We start from the raw sequence: 22,988 nt of genomic DNA on the forward strand, positions 1-22,988 counted from the left end.
GCAGAACGACTTCGCGGTCGCCTTCCTGGTGCTGGTCGACCGGCTGGGTCTGTGCGCCTGACGTCAGTGGTTGCGCAGCTTGGCGATCAGCTTGTCCTTGGTCAGGCCCGAATAGCCCGTGATGCCGAGCTCTTTCGCCCGCTTCTTCAGTTGCGGAACCGTCCAGTCCTGGTACGTCCCGGATTCGCCGCCCTTGCGGCCGACCACGGACTTACCGCGCGCGGCGGCCGCGTTGGAGATGCGCGCCGCCTTCTCTTTGGAGTCGCCCTGCTTGCGCAGGTCCCGATACATTTTGTCGTTCTTGATCGATGAATTCGGCATGACTGACGGGTGCCCCGGCCGCGGACCCGGAAAACTGTGCGCCGCAGATCACCGACTATCCAGCGACTGTTGGGTTACCTACGATGGTGAGGGGTAGCCAAGGGTGGTGGCGGAGATGACCAACGGAGACGGCCTGGTGGGCGTGGTTGCCGTCGGCGCCTCCGCCGGTGGTGTCGAGGCGTTGTCGCGCTTCGCCGCGGGGTTGTCCCCTGATGTGCCCTTCGCCTACGTGGTGACGTTGCACATGCCGGCGGGCGCGCCGAGTGTGCTGGCCCGCATCCTGGATCGCAGCGGGCCGCTGCCCGCGGTCGCGGCGCGGCAAGGCGCGCCCCTCGAAGCCGGAACCATCTACGTGGCGCGCCCGGATCGGCACCTGTTGGTCGACGACCACCGGGTGGTGTTGTCGCAGGGGCCCACGGAAAACGGGCACCGCCCCGCCATCAACGCGTTGTTCCGCTCGGTCGCGCTGACCTTCGGGCCCCGGGCCGTCGGCGTGCTGCTCTCGGGGGTGCTCGACGACGGCGTGCTCGGGCTGGCGGCCATCCGGTCCCGCGGCGGCACGACCATCGGTCAGTCGTTGGAGGACGCGTTGTTTCCGGCGATGCCCAACAACGCCCTCGAGGCCGGCGTGCTCGACCGCCAGGCGTCGGCGGCCGAGATGGGGGCGCTGCTCAAGGAGCTGTCGTACCGAAAGATCGAGGAACCCGACATGGAACACGACGCGGCCATGGAACTCGAAAATCGGATAGCGATGATGTCACGGTTCGCCACGGACTTCGATACCGAGCAGCTGGGTGCGCCGTCGGGTTTCACGTGCCCCGACTGCAATGGGTCGCTGGCCTCCGTCAGCGACGGCAATTTTCGCTGCCAGGTGGGCCACGCGTGGACCGCCGAAGCGCTGCTCAACGCCCGCGACCAGGAGCTGGAGGGGGCGCTGTGGGTCGCGGTGCGCAGCCTGCAGGAAAAGGTGCGGCTGTCGGGGGAACTCGCCCGCAAGGCGGGTCGCGGCCCACTCTTCGAGCGGTACACGCGCATCGCCGAGGAGACCGAGCAGGCGCTGACCGTCCTCAGCGACCGGCTGTCGAACGCCACGCAGGCCCAGGAGGACGGCGGTGACTGAGCCGCGATCGGCCGTGCGCATCGACCTGCACCCGCAACAGGAGGTGCCGGTTCTGGTGCTGCACGGGATGCTGGACAGCTCCACCTATCGGCACATCCGCGACACCGTCATCAAGGCCGCCCTCGACGAGCCGAGCGCCGTGATCGTCGACGTCAGCGGGCTGAGCGCGCCTTCGGCGTCGGCGTGGACGGTGTTCACCAGCGCCCGCTGGCACGTCAGCGTGTGGCCGGACGTGCCGATATTGCTGGTGTGTTCGGATCCCGCGATGCGGCGCGACATCGTCGGAAGCGGCGTCACCCGGTACGTGCCGATGCATGCCGGCATGGATACGGCGCTGCGGGCGGCGGCCGGCAATCAACCCAACATCCGGCGCCGGGCGCGAGCCGAACTCTCCCGAACCCGGGACAGCCTCGACCGGGCGCGGGCCGCCGTCACCGACTGGTTGACGGACTGGGGCCATCCCGAGCTGGCCCCCGTCGCGGCGACCCTCTCGACCGTCTTCGTCGAGAACGTCCTCGACCATACGCAGAGCGCGCCCATTCTGATCGTGGAGAGTCTCGGGGACGCCGTCACCGTCGCGGTGCAAGATTGCAGCGAGCGCCTCCCCGCCCGGCACGAGGACGCTAACGGGGACGCCGGGGCCGTCTCGGGCCTGGCCATCGTCTCCGCCCTGTGCCGGTCCTGGGGCGCCACTCCCACACCGTCGGGCAAGACGGTGTGGGCGGTGGTCGGTCACGAGAATCGGTTCTGACACCGAGTAATGTTCATCTCCTTCGGCGAACCCCTACGCGGACGGGACTTCGATGGACGGCACGACGGACGAGGCTTTCGAGGCCCTGTTGCGTTACATGCGCGACTCTCGCGGTTTCGATTTCACCGGTTATAAGCGCACCTCGTTGATGCGCCGGGTCCGCCACCGGATGGACCACGCCGGGTATGGCTCCTTCGAGGAGTATCTCGACTACCTGCAGGCCAGCTCGGATGAATTCACGGCGCTGTTCAACACGATCCTCATCAACGTCACCTCGTTCTTCCGCGATCCCGACGCGTGGGAATTCATCGGCTCCGAGGTCATCACGCGGATGCTGGCCGAACGCGGCCCCACCGATCCCATCCGGGTGTGGAGCGCGGGATGCGCCTCGGGCCAGGAGGCGTACACCCTGGCGATGCTTCTCTCGGAAGCGCTTGGGCCCGAGGCGTTCCGGCAGCGCGCCAAGATCTACGCCACCGACGTCGACGAGGACGCGCTCACCGAGGCGCGCGCCGCCTCCTACGAGGCTAAGGCGGTCGAATCTGTGCCGGAGGCGCTGTTGCCGCGTTACTTCGAACATGTCAACGGCCGCTACGTGTTTCACAAAGATCTGCGGCGCGCCGTCATCTTCGGCCGCAACGACCTGGTAAAGGACGCGCCGATTTCCCGTGTGGACCTGCTGGTGTGCCGTAACACGCTGATGTACCTCAACGCGGAGACGCAAAGAAACGTGTTGGGGCGCTTGCACTTTGCCCTGGCGCCGCAGGGAACGCTGTTCCTTGGGCACGCCGAGATGTTGCTCAGCCATGGCGACCGTTACACGCCGTTGAACCTCAAACACCGAATCTTCCGGAAGGCGGCCGGCTCCCACAGCAGCGGAGAACGCTACGACCCGGCCGGCACCTTCTACGAACGCCAGATCGACCAGCCGGGCCTGACCAACGTGCGGGACTTGGCGTTTCGCGCCAGCCCGGTCGCCCAGATCGTGGTCACCGGCGAGGACACCGTGGCCATGATCAACCAGCAGGCGGAATCCATCTTCGGCCTGTCGGCCCGCGACATCGGCCGGCTGCTGCGGGATCTCGAGGTGTCCTACCGCCCGGTCGAGCTGCGCGCCTACCTCGAGCAGGCCAAGGTGGAGCGCCGCTCCGCGCGCATCCAGGACGTCAAGTGGCAGCGGCCGGGCGCAGACACGGTCTGGTTCGAGATCCACGTGAATCCCTTGGTGGACACCGAGAACGGGTTACTGGGTGTGTCGATCGTCTTCTTCGACGTCACCGCGACGCGGGCGCTGCTCGACAAGGTGGTGCAGACCAACCGGCAGCTCGAGGCCGCCTACGAAGAGTTGCAGTCCACCAACGAGGAGCTCGAAACCACCAACGAGGAACTGCAATCCACGGTCGAGGAGCTCGAGACCACCAACGAAGAGCTGCAATCCACCAACGAAGAGCTCGAGACCATGAACGAGGAGTTGCAGTCGACGAACGACGAACTGCACACCATCAACGACATGCTGCGCGAACGCAGCGTCGAGCTCGACGACGCGAAGGGCTTCCTGGATTCGCTGATCGACTCGGTGCACATGGGCATGGTGGTGGTCGACCGCGAGATGAAGGTCATCCTGTGGAACCGTGGCTGCGAGGAGCTCTGGGGGTTGCGCGCCGAGGAGGCGACGGGCCTGCGGCTGACCGCCTTGGACATCGGGCTGCCGCTGGACGGCGTGCGACCGTTGATCGGCAACGCGTTCGTGGACCCGGACAGCTCCGGTGAGATCGAGCTGGACGCGGTCAACCGCCGCGGCCGGCCGGCCCGGGTGCGGGTCACCTGCACTTCGTTCCGTTCGAGCGACGGGGCAGTTGGTGGAGCGTTGTTGCTGATGGACCTGGTGAACCAGCAGCCGCGCGGCTGACTTACCGACGGCCCTGCCGGCCGACGGCTAGGAGCCCCACCGGGCGGCCGCCTCCGCCGCCGCCTGATGCGCCAGCTGCGCACGGCGCCGCGACTCCGCCGCCCTGCGCTGGGCCGTGGCCGCGGTGCGCGCGTCGACGCCGAAGCCCGACGACAGATCCTTGCGGCGACGCGCGAGCTCCGCGGCCCGCAGCCGCGCCAGCTCGGCGCGGCCCGCCGCGTTCGACACGGCACCGGCCAGCCACGCTTCGTCGAAACCCGCCGGCGGTCCGGATGCGCGGTCGCGTGGGCTCGCGCCGATCAACGCGGTGACCAGCGCATCGGGCACCGCAACGCCGTCCACGAGGGCGGTCAGGGTGCGGCCGATTGTTTCGATGCGCAGCACCAGGCCGGCGCCGGCCCGCGCGGCCGCCGCCGGCATCGAGGCGAACCGCGCGGTCTCCGGGCTCTCGGCAATCACCTGCGCGCCCGCCCGCCGCATCGCGGCGGTGCCCACGGCGCCGTCGCGCCCCGAACCCGACAGCACCACGCCCACGCTGCGCGGACCGTACGACTGGGCCACCGACGTCAGCAGCACGTCGAAACGGTGGTCCGCGGCCGCGAGCGAGGGACGCAACCGGCAGACGCCGTGCGGGGAGAACTCCAGATGCGCCCCCGGCGGACACACCACCACTCGTCCCGGCGCCGGGCGGTGGCCGTGCTGGGCCCACCCGACGGGACGGTCCGTCTGCCGCGCCAAGACGTTCGGCAGCACGCTGTCGTGACCGCCGAGATGCTGCTGGACCACGACGGCGGCCGGCAGCTCGGTGCGCAGCTCCCGCAGCACGGCCGTCAGACTGGCCAGCCCTCCGGCCGAGGCCACCAGGACGACCATTTCGATCACCGGACGATGCGTGTCCGTCGTCATGCCCTCAGTGTCCACCGTCGACGGCGCGGCCGCGATCTCGTCGCCGATCACCGGCGCGCGCTGTCCGGCAGGCGAAGCACGGGCGCGCTGGGCGAAGCCGCCGGGTTTGGCCCCTTAGGGCCCGGGTACGCCCCGTCGCCAAGAGGCCAGAATTGCGACACCCTAGCGGCACGGGGAGTTCAAAGTGAAGATTGCGTTCGTCAGCGGCGATGACATCGTCCACGACGACCCCCAGCACCTGTGTGCCGCGGTCGGCGCCCGTGGCCACGAGGCGGCGCTGTACCTGCGGCAGCGGCGCCGCCGCTCCACGCCGTCGTCCGGCCCACGCACCGTGTGCACCCCCGTCGGCCCGTCCGGGCCGGTGTCACCCGCCGAGGTGATGCCCTTCGTCGGGGAGTGGGCGGCCGCGCTGGAACGCAAGTGGGCGTCGAGCCGTCCCGACGTCGTGCACGCGTACGGGTGGTTGGGCGGATTAGCCGCGCAGTTGGCCGCGCGCCGGCACCGCATTCCCACCGTCCAGAGCCTCTCGGGCCTGAGCGCCGCCGGCGACGCAGACAGCCCGCGCGGTCGCGTCGAGGCGATGCTGGCGCGCAGCGCAGTGTGGGCGACGGGCGAGAGCAGCGGCGACGTCGACCTGCTCGCGCGGCTGCGCCGCAGCCGGGCGCGGGTGTCGGCGTTGACGTGCGGTGTGGACGTCGAGCGATTCACCCCGACCGGCCCGGTGTCCGCGCGCACCGGGCTGCATCGCATCGTTTGTCCTGCGTCGAATCCGTTGCCGCACAACGGTTTCGATCTGGTGTTGCGCGCCCTGGCCGGGGTGCCAGGCGCCGAGGTGGTTTTCGCGGAGACCGACGCCAGCACCGCCGACCACGACGAAGCGCGCGCCGGACTGCGCCGGCTGGCCGCCGAGCTGGGGGTGCGCGACCGGGTGGGCTTCGCCGGCACGGTCGACGACGACAACCTCGCCGTGCTGTTGCGGTCCGCCGACGCGGTCGTGTGCGCCCCGCGCCAACCGCCGCACCCCGCGCCGGCGCTCAAGGCGATGGCCTGCGGCGCGGTGGTGGTGGCGCTGCCCGTCGGCGTCCTGCCTGACGTCATCGTGGACAACGTCACCGGGCTGGTGCTGTCACCGGAACACCCGCGGGCGTTGGCCGCCACCCTGCGCGGCCTGGTCGGTCAGAGCTTTCAGTGCGAGAGCATGGGCTCGGCGGGTCGCAGCCGCGCGGTCTCGCGGTTCGCCTGGGACCGGATCGCGCACGACGCGCTGAACATCTACCGGCAGGTCGCGGTCGAGCGCACCCTGTCGGGACACTTGCAGTCGGCGGGCCGGCGGTGATGCGATGATGTCAGCATCCATGGCCCTGGAGGTTCGGTGATGACCACCATGACGGGACACGCCGCCGGCTCGGCGGCCGGCGAGCAGCTCGCCGCCCCCACCGGGCAGGCCGACGTCGGTCACCCCGAGCCGGATCCGGGCCAGCGGGGCGAGGCGCCGCGGCGGGAGCGAGCCGCGGTCGCGGTCAAGCACAGCCAGTTTCGCACCATCGACCCGCAGGTGCTGCGCCGCTTCTTCGCCAGCGTCTACCGGCCCGGCTGGCGGGTCTCGGGGATGACCCCCGCGACGGCGGTGTCGCACCGGCGCTGTGAGGCGGGCTTCCTGACGGTCGATGACGTGATGATCCAGGGGCGGGCGGTCCTGGAGGTCCCGGCGTCCGCGACGGCGGTCGTCATCCAGCCTCGCGCCGGTTCGCTGGCCGTGGCGGGGGCATCCCTGACGGCCCTGGACGTGCCCCTGCTCGTCACGCACGGCATGTCGTGCGCGCTGCAGTGCAACGGGGCGCGCTTCGACGTGGTGAGCGTCGCCGCCGACGTGCTGCACAAGGTCGCCGCCGACTGGCAGGGCGCGCTGGCCCAGCAGATCCAGTTCGTGGACCAGCGCCCCCGGTCCGGCGCCGCGGTGCGCGCCTGGCAGCGGGCGCTGGAGTACGTGACCGCCGGTCTGGCGTCGGCGGACACCGCCCAGCAACCGTTGATCGTCACCGGAATGGCGCAGTTGCTCGCCGTGGCGTTACTCGAGTGCTTTCCGTCCAATGTCACCGAACGCAATCCGGGCGACGAGCCGGCGCTGCCGGAGACGCTCAAAGAAGCCGTGTCGTTCATCCATCGCAACGCCGCGGCGGAGGTGGGCATCAACGACGTCGCGGCGGCCGTGCACCTGACGCCGAGGGCGGTGCAATACCTGTTCCGCCGCCAGCTCGACACCACGCCGACGGAGTACATGCGGCGGGTGCGGCTCAACCGCGCTCACCAGGACCTGCTCGCCGGCGAGCCGTCCACCGCCACGGTCACCGAGATCGCTCAGCGCTGGGGTTTCGCGCACACCGGCCGGTTCGCGGTGCTCTACCGGCAGACCTACGGGCAGAGCCCGCACACCACGCTGCGCCAGCCGGGCCTGCCCGCGTGACCGGGCCCACATAACCGCACCGCGATTTCAACCCGTGCCGCCCGATCGGGGCGCGAACAGGCCCGCCCACGCCCACGACATTCACCGGGTTTTTCCGCGGGAAAACGCCTGTTCGACCCCGGTTTTGCCTAGCCTGCGGCCCATCCCGTCCACCCGCGGGAAACGCCGCCGGGCCGGCATCGGCGGTAGGATCGAGTCAGGTTGAGTCCCCAGCTGCCGTTTTTTAACGGGCGCCACTCGGACACCGTTGTCGCTCGCCCTGCACATGACAAGCATTAAGGGCACCCCTATGACTGCTTTTCCTAACCTGCGCGGATCCGACAGCGCACCCCAGCTGCTCGGCGAGCCGCGCAGCCGCTACGAAATCGATTGCGCCGGTGCGCAATTGCACGTGCACGCACGCAGTGTCGCCACCGTGCTGCGCATCGAGGGTGACGTCGACGCTTACAACGCCGGCCTGCTCACGGAGACGATTCGACGCTTCTCCCGGTTACGCGCCCCGCTGATCCTGGATTTGACCGACCTGGACTTTATGAGCGTGGCGGGGCTCACCGCCGTGGAGCTGTTGTCCCGAGAAGCTCGCCGGGCCAACGTCCGGTGCGTGGTGGTCGACGGCTCGGCCCTGCGGCGAATCACGCGGGTGCTGCCCGCCCGCGGGCTGTCGCTGGCCGACTCGGTGCCTACGGCGCTGCGCGACATCGACCGCGCCACCCGGGCGCGTCGGCGGTTCGCGTCGCGGCTGGCAAGCCAGCAAGAGCCCCAGGGCCGTCCGGCGGTGGTCAACCATTCAATCGCTGGAGCACTTGGTTGGCGGCGTAGCGGCCGCTGACCACGGCGCCGGTCACCGTGGCCGGGTTGTCCGCGCCGACGGCCTCGCCCGCCAAGTAGACCCGCTCGCCGATCGGTTGCCGCAACCGCAGCCTGTCGTCGATTCCGGAGCCGGGCGCGTGGAACGAATACGCACCGCGCGCAAAGGGATCGAGGCTCCACGCCGACGTCCGTGCCGCGGTCAGCGCTACCCGGTCGCCGAAGATCCGGCGCGCGACCGGTGACGCCTCGGCGAGTTGCCTTTCGGGAGGCCAGGATTCGACGGTGCGGCCACGGGCACCGCCGTTGAACGCCACCGCGATCGGGCCGGCGGCGTAGGGCAGCGTGAACCATTGCGCCCACGACGCGTCCTCGGCGCCGAGGTATTGGTAGAACGCGTTGTCCGTCCGCCAGTGTCGTTTGTCGAAGCGGAAGAAGCTCTTGGACAACACGCCGAATCCGAGGGCGCGCACCGCGTGCGCGTGTTCGTCGGGCAGCGGCGGGTCGAACGCGATCGTCTGTGACTTCAGCACCCCGAGGGGGACGGTGACGATGGCGGCGGGCCCCTCGTACGTTCGACCCGTGGTCCGCACGACGACGTTGTCGCGGCGCTGCCTGATCGCCGTGACCGGAGAGTTCAGCACGACCGGCAACCCGTCGGCGAGCTGCCGAGGCAGGGCGTCATAGCCGTTGGTCACCGCGTCCTGATCGCCGGTGGCGTCGTCGCCCTTGTCAAAGGCGTTGGCGGACAGGTCGTCGGGGTCCGCGGCGCATTCGTCGGTGACCTCGGTGGTGAGGTAGAAAGCCAGTTCCGCACGCTCGACCGCCGAAATCCTTTCGCGCGCGGCGGCGGCCCGCACCGCGGCGCCCAGGCTCGCGCCGTCGGCGCCGCCGCGCGCGCGTTCGACGAAGGCGCGCCACTTCGCGCTGTCGTAGTGCAGCGGCGGCAATGCCGGATCCACCGCGAGCTCGGCCCAACCGTAGTAGTCGGTGGCGACGAGTTGCGCGTTGGCGCGCCGGGCCAACTCCAGCACCGGGTTGTCGGTGGTCCCGTGGATCCACGACGCGCCCAGCTCGAGCGGCACGCCCCAGCCCCGGTCGGTGTGCACCCGGCCGCCGATCCGATCCCGCGCCTCGACGACGCACACCGGCCGGCCGGCGTCGCGCAGGGTGCGCGCGGCGGCCAGGCCCGCCATGCCGGCGCCGACGACGATGACGGCGTCGTTGGGCACCGGCGCGCCACCGGTCGCCGGGCTCACCGGCCTCGACGCGCAGGCACCGAACAGCGCGCCGCCGGCCAACCCGCCGACGCAGCTCGTTGCCGCCGTCAGCAATTCCCGCCGGGAGAACGGGGACACGGATGCCAGCGTCTCACACGGTGGTTCGCCGGAATTGCCAATGCCGGTCTCCGCGTGGGGGTACAGTCGGTTCATTCCTTAGCTGCGGCAACGGTGCCGCGATCGGGGGGAGCGGCGATGAATGCTCGACGATCGGCCGGCGCGTCCGGTTCTCGCGCCGGGGCGACAGCCCGCAATAGGATGCCCTTCCCCGAAACATTGCCGCCGAGCCGCACGGTCGCCGTCAGGTCGGCCGACGGAACCCGGTTGCACGCCGAGGTTTTCGGACCGGCCGACGGTTACCCGATCGTGTTGACGCACGGCATCACGTGCGCGCTGCGGGCGTGGGCGTATCAGATCGCCGACCTGTCCGCCGATTACCGGGTGATCGCCTTCGACCACCGCGGCCACGGCCGAAGCGGCCTGCCGCGCCGCAAGAATTACGGCCTCAAAGACCTTGCCTCCGATCTGGATTCGGTGCTGGACGCGACGCTGGCACCGCACGAGCGTGCGGTGCTGGCCGGTCACTCGATGGGCGGCATCGCCATCGCCGCCTGGTCGGCGCGGTACCGCCACAAGGTGGCCCGTCGAGCCGACGCCGTCGCACTGATCAACACCACCACCGGGGACCTGCTGCAGAAACTTCAGCTGCTGCCCGTGCCCCGCGGTCTGTCGCCGGCCCGAATCCTGGCCGGGCGCGCGCTGCTCGCCGCCTTCGGCGGATTCCCGGTCCCGGCGCCCGCGCGCGTCCCGAGCCGCTACCTGGTCGGGATGCTGGCGACGGGTCGCGACGCCGGCCCCGCCGTCGCGAGCCTCATCTACGAACTGTTCGAGCAGACCTCCCCGGCCGGGCGCTCCGGATGCGCGCGCACGCTCGTCGCGTCACTCGGGGCCAAACACCTGGACCTGAACGGCTTGACGGTGCCGACCTTGGTGATCGGCAGCCAACGCGACCGGCTGACGCCGATCAGCCAGGCCCGCCGGATCGCCCGCACCGCACCCAACGTCGTCGGCCTCGTCGAGTTGCCCGGCGGGCACTGCTCGATGCTGGAACACCCGCGGACCGTGAGCGGCCACCTGCGGGCGCTCGCCGAGTCGGTGGCTCACGACCCGCGGACCAGCCTGATCAGCTCATAGCCGCGCGTTGACCTCCGCGGCCGCCCGCTGGCCGGATCGCACTGCGCCGTCGAGGAATCCGGTCCAGACGTCGGCGGTTTCGGTGCCGGCCCAGTGGATGGGGCCCACCGGCTCGCGCAGCCACCGCCCGAAACGCATCCACGAACCCGGCGGCACCGCCGCCGTCGGACCGCCGGGCGCGAACGGCTCACTGCCCCAACAATGGTCGACGTAGTCGAGCGGTTTGAGCGCGTCGTCACCGAACAACGTGGCGAAGCAGCGCAGCGCGTCGTCGCGGCGCTGGTCGGGGTGCAGCGCATCGAACGCGCGGGCGTCGACAAAGCCCATCAGGATGCCCGGGCCGTCCGCGTGCGGGCTGACGTCGAAGGTGATGAACACCGGCCCCCGGTCGGACAGCGCCTGGCCGGAGAAGCCGGCGGTCCGCCAGAACGGCGTGGAATAGGCCGCGTAGGCCTTGCTGAGCCGGCCCTGCGGCCAGTGCCGGGCCAGTTGCTCGTGCTCGGGCGGCAGCGGGGGAGTGAACTCGATCGCCGCCCGGTGGGCCGGGGGGACGGCGACGATCACGAAGCCCGCCTCGGCCTGCCCGGCGTCCGTCGTGACCGTGACGCCCCCGCCGTGGCGCTCGACGCGGCGGACGGGTGCGTTGAGGACCACCCGCGCGCCCAGCTCGTCGGCCGCGGCCTGGGCGATCTGCTGGGTGCCGCCGGGGAACCGGTCCTGCTGCGCGCCGTTCTCGACGTCGAGCAGCCGGTCCAGGCCGCCGGCGGCGTGAGCGTAGCGGGCGGCGTGCAGCATCGACACCTCGTCGGGTTCGCAGCCCCAGGTGACCCGCGCGACGATCGCCAGCAGGTCGTGCGACGAGGCCGTCGCGCGCACCGAGCGCAGCCAGCCGCCCAGGGACACGCCGTCCAGCTCGCGGGCGCGGCGCGCGTCCCACGGGGTCGCCACCGGGATGCTGCGCGCGATTCTGTCGAACTGCCACCGCAACCGGCCGATATCCAGCAGCCCGGTCAGTGACAGCTTGGGGATGGTGCCGCGGTAGGAATGCGTCCAGCCGCGCCAATGGATCAGGTTCTTGCCCTCGTGATGGGTCGGAACGGTCGGCACGCCCAGCTCGGCCGCCAGCGCCAGCACGGCGTCCTGCGTCGGGCCCACGAAGGTGCCGCCCATGTCGGCCGGCAAGCCGGCGACGTTGCCGGTCAGCGAGCGCCCGCCCACCCGGTCGCGGCCCTCGAAAACCACGACGTCGTGGCCCTGCCGCGTCAGCTCCCGGGCCGCGGCCAAACCGGCGAAGCCGGCGCCGACCACGACGACGTCGTAGATGCGCGGCGGCTTCGTCACGGGCTCCAGTGAACCGCATTCTCCCGCCGCTTGTACGGCGAACCCGACCGCGCGTCCGTTGCGGTGACGACGGCCGGCGGCGCGGCGGGGCCGCGAGTCGACGGCCCGTGTTCGCCTCACCGCGAGGGCAAACCTGGGTTGACCTCGCCGCTTTCGCTACGGTGGTGCCGCGTGACTGCCACTAGCTCGGCCCCGACCGCCCAGGTCGGGCCGGACGCCCCGCCGGGGCCCGGCCTGCGCACCGTCGCCCTGGGCAGCATGGTCGGCACCACCATCGAGTGGTACGACTTCTACCTGTACGCCACCGCTTCCGCGTTGGTGTTCAAACCGCTGTTCTTCCCGAACGTGTCCTCGACCGCCGGGACGTTGGCCTCGTTCGCGACCTACGCCGCCGGTTTCGGGGCGCGGCCGTTGGGCGCGATCCTGTCCGGGCACATCGGGGACCGGGTGGGCCGCAAGGCCGTCCTGGTGGGGGCGCTGCTGGCGATGGGCTTGGTCACCACCGCCATCGGGGTGTTACCCACCTACGCGCAGTCGGGACTGCTGGCGCCCGCCCTGCTGGCGGGGCTGCGGGTGTTGCAGGGACTCGCCGTGGGCGCCGAATGGGGCGGCGCCGCGGTGCTGTCGGTGGAACACGCCCCGCCAGGGCGGCGCGGGCTGTTCGGCAGCTTCACCCAGCTGGGCTCCCCGGCCGGCATGCTGCTGGCGACGTCGGTGTTCTTCATCACTCGCACCGCCACCGGACCGGCCGGCTTCCTGGCGTACGGGTGGCGAATCCCGTTCCTGCTCAGCGCCGTTCTGGTGGGTCTCGGCCTGTTTTTACGGTTGCGGCTGACCGACGCCGAGATCTTCGGCCGCCTCAAGCAACGCGACGACCTCGCGCGGCTGCCCATCGTGGAGGTGTTGCGCAGGCAACCGCGAAACGTGGTGCTCACCACCGGTTTACGGTTGTCGCAGATCGCGCTGTTCGTGCTGCTGACCACGTACTCGTTGACCTACCTGCAGGATTCGTTCGGCAAGGGCAGCGCGGTGGGCCTGATCGCGGTGCTGATCTCGTCGGCCCTCGGATTCATCAGCACCCCGGCCTGGGCGTGGCTGTCGGACCGCATCGGCCGCCGGCCGCCGTACCTGTTCGGCGCGGTGGCCGGGGTGCTGGCCCTGGCGACGTTCTTCCTGGCCGCCGGGACGGGATCGGCGATCGCGGTGGTGGCCTCAATCGTGTTCGGGGTGAACATCGTTCACGACTCCATGTACGGTCCGCAGGCCGCCTGGTTCGCCGAACTGTTCGACACGCGACTGCGCTACAGTGGCTCGTCGCTGGGCTACCAGATCGGCGCCGTGCTCTCGGGGGGCTTCGCTCCGCTGATCGCCGCGTCGCTGCTGGCGTTCGGCGGCGGCAAGCCATGGTGGATCGTGGGATACTTCGCCGTGCTGTCCGCGCTCACCGGCGCGGCGGCCTACGCGGCGCGGGAGACCAGCTCCGACGAAATCGAGTGAGTGTGACGCGCAGAATCTTCCTCAACGCCTTCGACATGGCCTGCGTCGGGCATCAGTCCGCCGGGTTGTGGCGCCACCCCGAGGACCAGGGCCACCGGTACCGCGAACTGGGGTACTGGACCGACCTGGCGCGCCTGCTGGAGGCGGGCGGCTTCGACGCGCTGTTCCTCGCCGACGTGCTGGGCGCCTACGACGTTTACGGTGGTTCGCGAGACGCCGCGGTGATCGACGCGGCGCAGTTCCCGGTCAACGACCCCACCGCCGCCGTCTCGGCGATGGCGGCGGTGACCGAGTCGCTCGGTTTCGGGATCACCCTGTCGTTGACCTACGAGCAGCCCTACTCGCTGGCCCGCCGGTTGGGCACGCTGGATCACCTCACCGGCGGGCGGGTGGCGTGGAACATCGTCACCTCCTATCTGGACAGCGCCGCGCGCAATCTCGGCCTGGACGCGCAGATCCCGCACGACCAGCGCTACGAGATCGCCGACGAGTACCTCGAGGTCTGCTACAAGCTGTGGGAGGGCTCCTGGGAAGCCGACGCGGTGGTGCGCGACGCGCACCGCGGCGTCTTCACCGATCCGGCCAAGGTCCACGACATCGAGCACAAGGGCCGGTATTTCTCGGTACCGGGCCCGTTCCTGTGCGAACCGTCGCCGCAGCGCACGCCCACGCTGTTTCAGGCCGGCGCGTCCTCGCGCGGGGTCAGGTTCGCCGCCGCGAACGCCGAGGCGGTGTTCGTGTCCGGTCCCACGCCACAGGTGGTGCGCGGGCCGGTGCAGGCGTTGCGCGCGGCCGCGGCCGACCTGGGCCGCGATCCGCGCTCCATCAAGGTGTTCACCATGGTGACCCCGGTGGTCGCCGAAACCCACGAGCGGGCGCTGGCCAAGCTCGACGAGTATCGCGGCTTTGTCAGCACCAGCGGCGCGCTGGCCCTGTTCGGCGGCTGGACCGGGGTCGACTTGGCCGAGCTCGACCCGGACGAGCCGCTGCGCTACGTCGAGACCGACGCCAACCGCTCCGCACTGGCCGCATTCACCACCGCCGCGCCCGAAAGGCAGTGGACCGTCAGGGAATTGGCAGAAGAGGTGGGACTTGGCGGGCGCGGTCCGGTGCTCGCCGGTTCGCCGACCGAGGTGGCCGACGAGTTGGAGCGGTGGGTCGAGGAGGCCGACGTCGACGGGTTCAACGTCGCCTACGTGACGACGCCGGGCACCTTCGCCGACTTCGCCGACCTGGTGGTCCCGGAGCTGCGGCGCCGCGGTCGGGTGCCCGAGAGCGTGCCGCGTGCCACGCTGCGCGAGCGGCTCGGCGGCGCCGGCCCGTTGCTGGCTGACGACCACCCCGGTGCGCGATACCGGCGAGGCTAGCGGTGGGTTCTGGAGCGAGCGATATACCCATTTGACAAATGATCGATCATCGATCAAATTGGCATGGAGCGAGTCCACCTACGCCGGAGGAATCAGATGACGGCCATCGACGCACCCAAATCCGCCCGCGCCTACCAGGATTGGCGGCTGACGGACATCCCGCACTATCGGGACGGCATCAGCACCTACGAGTTCGTGCGCGCCACGCATCAGGCGGACTACCGGACGTACCAGGCCGAGGCGGTAGCGGGGCGTTCGTTCGGTTTCAACGGCATCGGCCGATTGACCGAGGTTGCCCTGCACATGCCGACCGAACACACCATCCACGATCAGAGCCCGCAATACCGGCAGAACCCGGCGTTTTTCCAAGGCCTGATGGGTGTCCCGGACCGTGGCCCGGTCGACCTGGCCGCGTTTCAACGCGAAACCGAGGAATTGGCAACGGCTTTGCAGAGCAACGGCATCACCGTGCACTGGATCGATTACCCCGACGAGCCGACCAATGCCTACGGGCCACTGATGGGCCATGTGTTCTTGTCCTGGGGCTCGATTTGGCGCGGCGGATCGGTCATTTCGCGTTTCGGATTCCTGCCCGGCATGGTCGGCGTCACCGAGTACCTCGCCAAGTGGGCGTGGAACACGTTGAACATTCCGCCGCTTGTCGCGATCACCGAAGGCGCCATGGAGCCAGGCGCCTGCAACATGATCGCCGAGGAGGTGCTGGTCACCTGCCTCTCGGCCTCGTACGACCAGCGTGGAACGGACCAATTCGTCGACGCTATATCCAGAACCAGCGGCACCGAGGAGTTTCACAACCTGCAACTGCGCCCCGCCGTGGAAGGCTTCTTCAACAAAGCCACCGGTGCCTGCGCGCATCCGGACATCAACATCAACGCGATCGACGTGGGAAAGCTCATCGTCTCACCGGCAGCGCTGGACTGGGAGGCGCGTACCTGGTTGTACGACAACAACTTCGAACTGATCGAAGCTGATCCAGAAGAGCAGCGCGATTTCCTCGCGCCGTGCAATGTGCTGTTGCTCGAGCCCGGCAAGGTGATCGCCCACGCGGACTGCCACCGGACGAACGAGAAAATCCGGGCCGCCGGCGTGCAGGTTATCGAAGTGACCGGTACACAGATCCGGAAGGCGTGTGGCGGCATCAAGTGTCGGGTGATGCAGATAAACCGGGAGCCCGGGCCGACTCTCGCCGATGTCCGCAACCGGGTCTGGCGGCAGGCCTAGAGTTAGGCGGTGTCCAACGCGTCCGACGGGCGGCCTGAAGTTCGGGGCATGCCGCTTCGCGAACAGATTCTGGGTGTGCTGCTCGACGGGCTGATCAGCGGTCGGTGGCAACCCGGTGACCGTATCGTGGAACGCCAGGTCGCCACCGAGTTGAACGTCAGCCAAGCGCCCGTGCGCGAGGCGCTGCGCGATCTGGAAGCACTGCGGCTGGTCAGCTCGGAGCCGAACAAGGGCGCGCGGGTGCGCGACATCGGTGCCGGCGACCTGCTCGAGATGTACCCCGTGCGAGCAGCTCTGGAAGGCCTCGCGGCCTCACTTGCGGTCGACAAGCTGGCCGGTGATGTGACGGCATTGCAGCGGCATACCGACGAGATCCGGCGGGCCGCGGAGTTGGGTGACGTCGGCATGCAGGTTCGGGCCGGCGTCGCGTTCCACCGCGAGATCGTCGCGAGTTCGGGCAACGCAGTGTTGCTCGCGGTGTGGGAATCGCTCGGCATCGAAGTGTGGACAAACCTGTCGCTCCGCCTACTTCGCACCGGATTACACGACAACGTCGACGATCACACCGCGATCGTCGACGCCTTCGCCAGGCACGATCCGAATGTCGGCGAGCTGGTGCGCGAGCATGTGCTGTCGTACTGCCACGGGAGCCCGACCGACGTCGGGTCGTAAGGGCTACGGCGCGACGGTGAGCCAGTCTCTGAAGCCCGAGGGGTCGTGGCGGCCGAGCGCGCCGTGCTCGTAAAGACCCCAGCCCTCAACGGCTTCGCCGTCGCCGTCGCGGCACACCGCGCGGCCGACGTGGTCGATGACGCCGAAGCCGGACCGCGCGACGATGCCCGGGTCGGTCATGTCATAAGTGCGCCGCTCGACGAACTTCTCGCCCTTCCATGTGCCGTGCAGCCAGTCCGAGTCGCCGCCGTAGCCGCCGCCGACGTGAATCGGCACGGGGAGTCTGGATTCCACGTCGAAGTGCACCGGGGTGCCATCGGGCGCGGTGGCGTCGATGGTCGCCCCGGTGGGGATCCGGGTGCCGGACCGGTAGTGGATCTCGACCCGCGGCCAGCCGAGCTGTTCGACGCGGCCGTCGCGCCAGATGCGGGTGCAGTCGTTGAGCGAGCGAAACCCGTTGGGCTCCTCCTGGATGATCAGCACGATCGCGAAGTCGTCGAACGCCATCGGCACGTAAAGCCACCACATGCCCTCGAAGGGCGGGTCGGCGGGGCGCCCCGCGGGCTCGGGTTCGCCGATGGGCCGGATGCCCCACGACCGGTCCCGGCTGCCGATCCAGACGGCGGGGTCGACGGCGATCTCCTCGCCGTCGATGGCCAGCCGGCCGCTCCAGCTGCCCAGCTGCGCAAAGCGCTGCGCGTTCAGGGTCACCCGGTTGCCGGCGCGCAGCACGTGCGGCTGCTCCTGGACCACGTCGAACAGGCCTTCCCACGTGAGATCGGCGGCGACGCCCTCGGTTTCGTCGAGGACGAGGCGCAGCCTGCGCAGCGGCTCGATCACCTCGATGCGGTAGCCGTTGACACGCTGGTTGAGCCGGTCGGAGTCGATGGCGTCGCACAGGTGCACCGCGGTCTGGGTGTCGCCGCGCCGGACCAGGAAGAACGCGTCCTTGACGCCGAGGTTGGGGTAGTAACCGATGCCGCTGATCACGAAGATGTCGCCGGTGCGGTCGTGGGCGTTGAAGTACGACCGGTCGTAGAAGTTGCGGTCTGAGGAGCCCGGCCACGCGATCGGCGCCGGGATCTGGTGCACCGGGTATTCGTCGAGCGGTCCGAGCATTACTGGTCCTCTCCGATCAGGCGCCGCATCAACCCGGCGTGGTAGAACAGCGATTCGACGTCGTCGGGCTTGTCGGTCTCGCCGAAGTGCACCCGCCGCGCACCGGTGCGCATGAAGACGCAAGCCCACATGACCCCGGAGTACACGTAGAACCAGCGCAGGTCGCCCACCTCGACACCGGTCAGCCGCTCGTAGGTGGCGCGCACGTCGTCCTCGCGCATCACCTCCGGCAACCCCGGCAGGCCGGCGAGGCCGGTCAGCTCCTGAAACACCAGGTGCGCGTAGATCATCCACGCCACGTCGAGCTCGCGCGGGCCCAGCGTCACCATCTCCCAGTCCAGCACCGCCACGGGCTTGAAGTCGCGGTACAGCACGTTGCCGACCCGCGCGTCACCCCACAACAGCACCGGCTCGCGCCCCGCGACGTCGGCCGGCCAGTTGTCCTCCAACCAGGCGAAGGTGCGCTCCAGCAGCGGCGACGCGCCGATGTCGGGGACCGCGAAGTCATACCAGCCGCGCACCCAGTTGAAGTGCCGGCGCAGCGCGGTGTCGCCCTGCTGCCCATCGGTGAGGAAGCCAAACGTCTTCTGCGCGTTCGGGATTGAATGCAGCGTCGCGAGCACCCCGACGGTGGCGTCCTGCAGTTCGCGCTGCCGCTCGGGGGCGGCGTCGGCGAACCAGTTGTTGCCAAAGGTGTAGGGCATCACGTCGGGCGGCACCACGCCGTCGACGTAGTCCATCACGAAGAACGGGGTGCCCAGCACGCCGCCGGTCGATTCCAGCCAGCGCACCGACGGCACGGGCACGTCGGTCAGCTCGCCCACCTGGCGGATCACCTCGAATTGGTGGTCGAGCCGATAGGTGGGGAACACCTGGACGTCCTCGGCGCTGGGCGCCACCCTGGTGACGAGCTTGTGTTCGACCGGCTCGCCGTCCTGCTGCCAGCGGGCGGTCAGGATGATGGTCTCCGAGGACATGCCCGTGGCGTCGACGCCGCTTTCGACGACGACCTCGGGCTTGGCGCCGCCGGGCAGCACGGTGCTCAGCCAGTCCGACAGCACCGCCGGCAAGGTGGTGACGTCGCGGCTGGACCGCTGCAGGCGGTCGACCTGGTCGAGCACGGGTTCGTTGGCCACGCGTGCCTCCATTCCTTGAGCACTTCGTCGCGGCGATCAATTACGATACGGTAGGTAGCGATATGAAAGCAGACCCGTCCACCCTTGACAAGGCCCCCGGGGCCGGCCGCCCGCGCGATCCGCGTATCGACTCGGCCATATTAGCCGCGACCGCCGAATTGCTTGTGGAAATGGGCTATTCGAATCTGAGTCTGGCCGCGGTCGCCGAGCGGGCCGGAACCACCAAGTCGGCGCTGTACCGCAGGTGGTCGAGCAAGGCCGAATTGGTGCATGAGGCGGCCTTTCCCGCCGCGCCGACCGCGCTCGAAGCGCCCGCCGGGGACATCGCCGCCGACGTCCGCATGATGATCGAGGCGACCCGGGACGTGTTCACCACCCCGGTGGTGCGGGCCGCGCTGCCCGGCTTGGTGGCCGACATGACGGCCGACCCCGCCCTCAACGCCCGGGTGATGTCGCGCTTCGCGGACCTGTTCGGCACCGTGCGGGTGCGGTTGAGCGACGCGGTCGACCGCGGCGAGGCCCATCCCGACGTCGACCCGGACCGGTTGATCGAGCTGATCGGCGGAGCCACCATGCTGCGGATGCTGCTGCGCCCCGAGGAGGAGCTCGACGAGTGCTGGGTGGAGCAGACCACGGCCATCGTCGTCCACGGGGTGACGGGATGACGGGCCGCCTGGCGGCCCGCGTCGCGATCGTCACCGGCGCCAGCCGCGGCCTGGGCCGCGCGATCGCGCTGGCTTTGGCGGCCGAGGGCGCGGCGGTCGCGGTCGCCGGACGCACCGAGCAGGTCTGGGACGAGCGGTTGCCGGGGACCATCGGCGAGACGGCCGCGGCGATCGAGGCGGCCGGTGGCCGCGCCGTCGCCGTCCGTGCCGACCTCACCGACCGCGAGGACGTCGCGCGGCTGGCCAGTTCCGCGCGAGACGCCCTGGGGCCCGTCGACATCTTGGTCAACAACGCGGCGTTCACCGCCCCGGGCCGCCCGCCCGGGCCCGACGCGCCCTCGCGCCGCACCCCCGCGGGTTCGCGGCCTGCGTCGAAGCCGGGGTGGCCCGGCTTCGTCAGCACGCCGTTGCAGGCCTACCGGCGGCACTTCGAAATCGCCGTGTTCGCCGCCTACGAGCTGATGCAGATGGTGTGTCCCGACATGATCGGCTCGGGTGGCGGCTCGATCGTCAACGTCACCTCGGTCGCGTCTCGGCTGCCGGGGGACGGGCCCTACGCCGACCGCAGCGGGGCAGTGCTGCCGGGTTACGGCGGGTCCAAGGCCGCCCTGGAGCACCTGACCCAGTGCGCGGCGTACGACCTCGCCGATCACAACATCGCGGTCAACGCGCTGTCGCCGTCCAAGCCCATCCTCACGCCCGGCCTGTCCTACTACGCCCGCAACTTCGACGACACCGCGCCGGCCGACGAATTCGCCCGCGCCGCAGTCGAATTGGTGCTCGTGGACCCGGCAAAGGTCACCGGCCGCACCGTCGGGCATCTAGAGGTGCTCGACGGCAGCTTCGCACCGTTTAAGCTCGGCTGAGTTCCCGCGTTCGCGCGCCGCACCGCCGACGGTGGATAACGCTCGGCGCGACATGCCAGGATGGGGCAAGCCCACGGCGCGCATGCGGTGGGCGACCGGTCGAGTGGTGTGGCAATGGCGGTGACGGCGGACAGGCCGGCGGGGCGGGTCGTCGCCCTGCTGGTGCTTTTGCTCGTCGTCGCGGCCGCCCTGCGCGGTTACCTGCCGGCCCGGCGGGCCCCGACGCCGGGTGAATCCGGGAACAGCGGGGTCGCGCTGCTGTTCGTGGTGACGGCCCTGGCGGTGGCGCTATCACTGGTCGCGCTCGCCGTCATCGCGCGGTTGCGCGATCCGCGTGCCGCGGCGCCGCACGTCGGTGACCTGTCCGAGATGCTCGGGACCGGTCGAGGCCGCCCCAGCTGGCGCGTGCTGGTGCTCGGGCTCGCGGTGCTCGCCGCGTGGCTGCTGATCGTGACGCTGCTGGTCCACCACCTGCCGGGACACCTGGCTGCGTCCCCACCGCCGACCGACGCGAGCGCGCCCGCGCGCCCGGATGCTCCCGCCGCGGCGCGCCCCGGGCAGCGCCCGCACCACGACACCGGCGACCTGCTAGGGATCCTGCTCGTCGCCACCGTTGCGACGCTGTCGCTGCTCATCACCGGAACGGTTGCCCTGGCGCGGCGGCGCCGGCGCTCGACGCCCGCGGTCCACTACTCCGACGAGCGTGTCGAAGCCCCGCAGACTCAACGGAGTTCGGAGACGTTGGCGCGCGCCGCCGAACGCGGCCTCGCCGAGATGACGGACCCCAGCCGCGAACCGCGGGAGGCGATCATCGCCTGTTACGCGGCCATGGAACGTGAACTGGCGCGCGTCCCCGGCGCCGTCCCGCAACAGTTCGACACGGCCACCGAAGTGCTGGACCGCGCCGTCGAGCAGCATGCCCTGCGCGCCGACACCGCTTCGGAATTGGTCAGCCTGTTCGCCGAGGCGCGGTTCAGCCCGCACGTGATGAACGAGGGGCATCGCGACGTCGCGGTGGGGGTCTTGAACGTGGTCCTCGACGAGCTCCGATCGCGCAGCCAGGCGTCCGGGTGAGCGCGTGAAAAGGCCTGTCGCGCTGGGCGTGTGCTTCATCTTGGGTATGGAGCTGCTGGCCCTGACCCAACACGACCGGCGCTGGGTGCTCGCCGCCTCGGGCGCCGGCCTGGCGTTGGTGCTGCTCAGCATTCGTCGTGCCCTAGCGCAGGATTCGGCCGGCGAGACCGAGCCCGCCGCCGACGAGCAGGGCAACGCGCTGCGCCGGTGGCTGTCCACCACCGAAACGACGATTCGCTGGTCGGAGTCGACCCGGGCCGACTGGGACCGGCACCTGCGCCCCATGCTCGCGCGGCGTTACGAGATCGCCACGGGCCAGCGGCGATCGAAGGACCCCGCGGCCTATCACGCGACCGGCCGAATGCTGTTCGGTGTAGATCTGTGGGAATGGGTCAATCCCAACAACGTCACGCTGACGCGTGACAGCCAACCGGGGCCGGGCCGCGCGGCGCTGGAAGAGATCCTGCGGAAGCTGGAGCAGGTATGACAGGGGGCGCGATCTCGCCATGACACTGCCCGCCGCGACCACCACCGCCCACTGCGAGGCGGTCCTCGACGAGATCGAACGCGTGGTGGTCGGCAAACGGGCCGCGCTGCGGCTCATCCTCATCGCCGTCCTCGCCCGCGGGCACATCCTGATCGAAGATCTGCCCGGCCTCGGCAAGACGCTGATCGCCAGGTCTTTCGCCGCGGCGCTGGGCCTGCAGTTCACGCGGGTGCAGTTCACGCCGGACCTGCTGCCGGCCGACCTGCTGGGCTCGACGATCTACGACATGCAATCGGGCCGCTTCGCATTCCGCGCAGGCCCGATCTTCACGAACCTGTTGCTCGCCGACGAGATCAACCGAACCCCGCCGAAGACGCAGGCGGCGCTGCTCGAGGCGATGGCCGAGGGACAGGTCAGCATCGACGGCGAAACCCACCGGCTGCCAGGGCCGTTCATCGTCCTGGCCACCGACAACCCCATCGAGTATGAAGGCACGTACCCGCTGCCCGAGGCGCAGCTGGACCGGTTCGCGATCCGGTTGGAGCTGCGTTACCTGTCCGAACAGGACGAGACCGCGATGTTGCGCCGCCGCCTCGACCGTGGCTCCGCCGAGCCGACCGTGAACCAGGTCGTCGACGCGCGGGCTGGCACCCACCGCCACCTGCGGGTGGTGCCGGGTCGCGTTGGCCAGCGACACCACGTAGTGCAGCACGTCTTCGTGCACCGTCACGGTTTCGACGGATTCCCGCATCGCGATCAGGTCCCGCGCG

22 protein-coding genes are annotated in these 22,988 nt (G+C 70.1%); 16 read left to right on the top strand and 6 right to left on the bottom strand.

All coding sequences use genetic code 11. The annotated features are described in order from the left end of the window. Window positions 1-63: 63 nt before the first annotated feature. Window positions 64-321, bottom strand: a complete 258-nt coding sequence (locus A5714_RS21695) for a Rho termination factor N-terminal domain-containing protein (RefSeq protein ID WP_068288734.1) — start codon at window positions 319-321, stop codon at window positions 64-66. Window positions 322-436: 115 nt separating this feature from the next. On the opposite strand from A5714_RS21695, the gene A5714_RS21700 reads away from it, so the two are divergent. The 3 genes from A5714_RS21700 to A5714_RS21710 are packed head-to-tail and all read left to right on the top strand — an operon-like array spanning window position 437 to window position 4,101. Further along, window positions 437-1,441: a chemotaxis protein CheB gene (locus A5714_RS21700; RefSeq protein WP_068288768.1), complete on the top strand. Its 1,005-nt coding sequence runs from the start codon at window positions 437-439 to the stop codon at window positions 1,439-1,441. Then, window positions 1,434-2,192: an STAS domain-containing protein gene (locus A5714_RS21705; RefSeq protein WP_068288736.1), complete on the top strand. Its 759-nt coding sequence runs from the start codon at window positions 1,434-1,436 to the stop codon at window positions 2,190-2,192. Before A5714_RS21700 ends, A5714_RS21705 begins: the two co-directional genes overlap by 8 nt. Window positions 2,193-2,244: 52 nt before the next feature. Continuing rightward, window positions 2,245-4,101: a CheR family methyltransferase gene (locus tag A5714_RS21710; RefSeq protein ID WP_068071835.1), complete on the top strand. Its 1,857-nt coding sequence runs from the start codon at window positions 2,245-2,247 to the stop codon at window positions 4,099-4,101. A gap of 27 nt (window positions 4,102-4,128) precedes the next feature. Here A5714_RS21710 and A5714_RS21715 read toward each other — a convergent pair whose 3' ends face one another. Next, window positions 4,129-5,007, bottom strand: coding sequence for a chemotaxis protein CheB (locus A5714_RS21715; protein WP_068288770.1), 879 nt, complete (start codon window positions 5,005-5,007; stop codon window positions 4,129-4,131). A 184-nt stretch (window positions 5,008-5,191) separates the two neighbouring features. Here A5714_RS21715 and A5714_RS21720 point away from each other — a divergent pair, with 184 nt between their 5' ends. The 3 genes from A5714_RS21720 to A5714_RS21730 all read left to right on the top strand — a co-directional run bounded on the left by A5714_RS21720 (window position 5,192) and on the right by A5714_RS21730 (window position 8,300). Continuing rightward, complete coding sequence (locus A5714_RS21720) at window positions 5,192-6,343, top strand: glycosyltransferase (RefSeq protein ID WP_068288739.1); 1,152 nt, start codon at window positions 5,192-5,194, stop codon at window positions 6,341-6,343. A gap of 39 nt (window positions 6,344-6,382) precedes the next feature. Next, on the top strand, window positions 6,383-7,471 hold the full coding sequence (locus tag A5714_RS21725; RefSeq protein WP_068288742.1) for a helix-turn-helix domain-containing protein: 1,089 nt from the start codon (window positions 6,383-6,385) through the stop codon (window positions 7,469-7,471). Between the two features lie 289 nt (window positions 7,472-7,760). Beyond that, window positions 7,761-8,300 carry an STAS domain-containing protein gene (locus A5714_RS21730; RefSeq protein WP_082959898.1) on the top strand — a complete coding sequence of 180 codons (540 nt, stop codon included), beginning with the start codon at window positions 7,761-7,763 and terminating at the stop codon, window positions 8,298-8,300. Here A5714_RS21730 and A5714_RS21735 read toward each other — a convergent pair. Then, complete coding sequence (locus A5714_RS21735; RefSeq protein ID WP_231975949.1) at window positions 8,251-9,636, bottom strand: NAD(P)/FAD-dependent oxidoreductase; 1,386 nt, start codon at window positions 9,634-9,636, stop codon at window positions 8,251-8,253. The genes A5714_RS21730 and A5714_RS21735 overlap by 50 nt on opposite strands. A 180-nt stretch (window positions 9,637-9,816) precedes the next feature. On the opposite strand from A5714_RS21735, the gene A5714_RS21740 reads away from it, so the two are divergent. Further along, complete coding sequence (locus A5714_RS21740) at window positions 9,817-10,752, top strand: alpha/beta fold hydrolase (RefSeq protein ID WP_231975950.1); 936 nt, start codon at window positions 9,817-9,819, stop codon at window positions 10,750-10,752. Here the strand turns inward: A5714_RS21740 and A5714_RS21745 are convergent. After that, window positions 10,747-12,093 (bottom strand): flavin monoamine oxidase family protein, encoded by a 1,347-nt coding sequence (locus tag A5714_RS21745; protein WP_068288748.1) that lies wholly within the window; start codon window positions 12,091-12,093, stop codon window positions 10,747-10,749. The genes A5714_RS21740 and A5714_RS21745 overlap by 6 nt on opposite strands. A gap of 258 nt (window positions 12,094-12,351) precedes the next feature. Here A5714_RS21745 and A5714_RS21750 point away from each other — a divergent pair, with 258 nt between their 5' ends. The 4 genes from A5714_RS21750 to A5714_RS21765 all read left to right on the top strand — a co-directional run bounded on the left by A5714_RS21750 (window position 12,352) and on the right by A5714_RS21765 (window position 16,871). Beyond that, window positions 12,352-13,590 (top strand): MFS transporter, encoded by a 1,239-nt coding sequence (locus A5714_RS21750; protein ID WP_068071866.1) that lies wholly within the window; start codon window positions 12,352-12,354, stop codon window positions 13,588-13,590. Then, on the top strand, window positions 13,587-14,957 hold the full coding sequence (locus A5714_RS21755) for an LLM class flavin-dependent oxidoreductase (protein ID WP_068288752.1): 1,371 nt from the start codon (window positions 13,587-13,589) through the stop codon (window positions 14,955-14,957). Before A5714_RS21750 ends, A5714_RS21755 begins: the two co-directional genes overlap by 4 nt. 96 nt (window positions 14,958-15,053) lie before the next feature. Continuing rightward, entirely contained in the window at window positions 15,054-16,199 is a 1,146-nt protein-coding gene (gene nnhA / locus A5714_RS21760) for a 2-nitroimidazole nitrohydrolase (protein ID WP_068288755.1), read from the top strand. A 48-nt stretch (window positions 16,200-16,247) separates the two neighbouring features. Further along, window positions 16,248-16,871: a GntR family transcriptional regulator gene (locus tag A5714_RS21765; RefSeq protein ID WP_068071821.1), complete on the top strand. Its 624-nt coding sequence runs from the start codon at window positions 16,248-16,250 to the stop codon at window positions 16,869-16,871. Window positions 16,872-16,874: 3 nt separating this feature from the next. Here the strand turns inward: A5714_RS21765 and A5714_RS21770 are convergent, their stop codons facing one another. Next, entirely contained in the window at window positions 16,875-17,990 is a 1,116-nt protein-coding gene (locus A5714_RS21770; RefSeq protein ID WP_068288758.1) for a hypothetical protein, read from the bottom strand. Next, on the bottom strand, window positions 17,990-19,126 hold the full coding sequence (locus tag A5714_RS21775) for a phosphotransferase family protein (RefSeq protein WP_068288778.1): 1,137 nt from the start codon (window positions 19,124-19,126) through the stop codon (window positions 17,990-17,992). Before A5714_RS21775 ends, A5714_RS21770 begins: the two co-directional genes overlap by 1 nt. Window positions 19,127-19,188: 62 nt before the next feature. On the opposite strand from A5714_RS21775, the gene A5714_RS21780 reads away from it, so the two are divergent. From A5714_RS21780 to A5714_RS21800, 5 genes are all read left to right on the top strand, one after another. Then, complete coding sequence (locus A5714_RS21780; RefSeq protein WP_068071817.1) at window positions 19,189-19,791, top strand: TetR/AcrR family transcriptional regulator; 603 nt, start codon at window positions 19,189-19,191, stop codon at window positions 19,789-19,791. Beyond that, complete coding sequence (locus tag A5714_RS21785; RefSeq protein WP_068288760.1) at window positions 19,788-20,657, top strand: SDR family NAD(P)-dependent oxidoreductase; 870 nt, start codon at window positions 19,788-19,790, stop codon at window positions 20,655-20,657. The genes A5714_RS21780 and A5714_RS21785 overlap by 4 nt, the downstream gene beginning before the upstream one ends. Window positions 20,658-20,771: 114 nt before the next feature. Then, window positions 20,772-21,731, top strand: a complete 960-nt coding sequence (locus tag A5714_RS21790; RefSeq protein ID WP_068288762.1) for a DUF4129 domain-containing protein — start codon at window positions 20,772-20,774, stop codon at window positions 21,729-21,731. 4 nt (window positions 21,732-21,735) lie between these two features. Next, on the top strand, window positions 21,736-22,218 hold the full coding sequence (locus A5714_RS21795; RefSeq protein ID WP_068288764.1) for a hypothetical protein: 483 nt from the start codon (window positions 21,736-21,738) through the stop codon (window positions 22,216-22,218). A 19-nt stretch (window positions 22,219-22,237) separates the two neighbouring features. Beyond that, the coding region (locus tag A5714_RS21800; protein ID WP_231975951.1) for a MoxR family ATPase at window positions 22,238-22,988 on the top strand (751 nt) is incomplete at its 3' end.

The sequence above is a fragment of the Mycobacterium sp. E2462 genome (genome assembly GCF_001672685.1).
Lineage (GTDB): Bacteria > Actinomycetota > Actinomycetes > Mycobacteriales > Mycobacteriaceae > Mycobacterium.

Coding starts and splice junctions, on each gene's coding strand:
- A5714_RS21695 (WP_068288734.1), bottom strand. CDS start 321: ATGCCGAATTCATCGATCAAGAACGACAAAATGTATCGGGACCTGCGC.
- A5714_RS21700 (WP_068288768.1), top strand. CDS start 437: ATGACCAACGGAGACGGCCTGGTGGGCGTGGTTGCCGTCGGCGCCTCC.
- A5714_RS21710 (WP_068071835.1), top strand. CDS start 2,245: ATGGACGGCACGACGGACGAGGCTTTCGAGGCCCTGTTGCGTTACATG.
- A5714_RS21715 (WP_068288770.1), bottom strand. CDS start 5,007: ATGACGACGGACACGCATCGTCCGGTGATCGAAATGGTCGTCCTGGTG.
- A5714_RS21725 (WP_068288742.1), top strand. CDS start 6,383: ATGACCACCATGACGGGACACGCCGCCGGCTCGGCGGCCGGCGAGCAG.
- A5714_RS21730 (WP_082959898.1), top strand. CDS start 7,761: ATGACTGCTTTTCCTAACCTGCGCGGATCCGACAGCGCACCCCAGCTG.
- A5714_RS21740 (WP_231975950.1), top strand. CDS start 9,817: ATGCCCTTCCCCGAAACATTGCCGCCGAGCCGCACGGTCGCCGTCAGG.
- A5714_RS21750 (WP_068071866.1), top strand. CDS start 12,352: ATGGTCGGCACCACCATCGAGTGGTACGACTTCTACCTGTACGCCACC.
- nnhA (WP_068288755.1), top strand. CDS start 15,054: ATGACGGCCATCGACGCACCCAAATCCGCCCGCGCCTACCAGGATTGG.
- A5714_RS21765 (WP_068071821.1), top strand. CDS start 16,248: ATGCCGCTTCGCGAACAGATTCTGGGTGTGCTGCTCGACGGGCTGATC.
- A5714_RS21770 (WP_068288758.1), bottom strand. CDS start 17,990: ATGCTCGGACCGCTCGACGAATACCCGGTGCACCAGATCCCGGCGCCG.
- A5714_RS21780 (WP_068071817.1), top strand. CDS start 19,189: ATGAAAGCAGACCCGTCCACCCTTGACAAGGCCCCCGGGGCCGGCCGC.
- A5714_RS21785 (WP_068288760.1), top strand. CDS start 19,788: ATGACGGGCCGCCTGGCGGCCCGCGTCGCGATCGTCACCGGCGCCAGC.
- A5714_RS21790 (WP_068288762.1), top strand. CDS start 20,772: ATGGCGGTGACGGCGGACAGGCCGGCGGGGCGGGTCGTCGCCCTGCTG.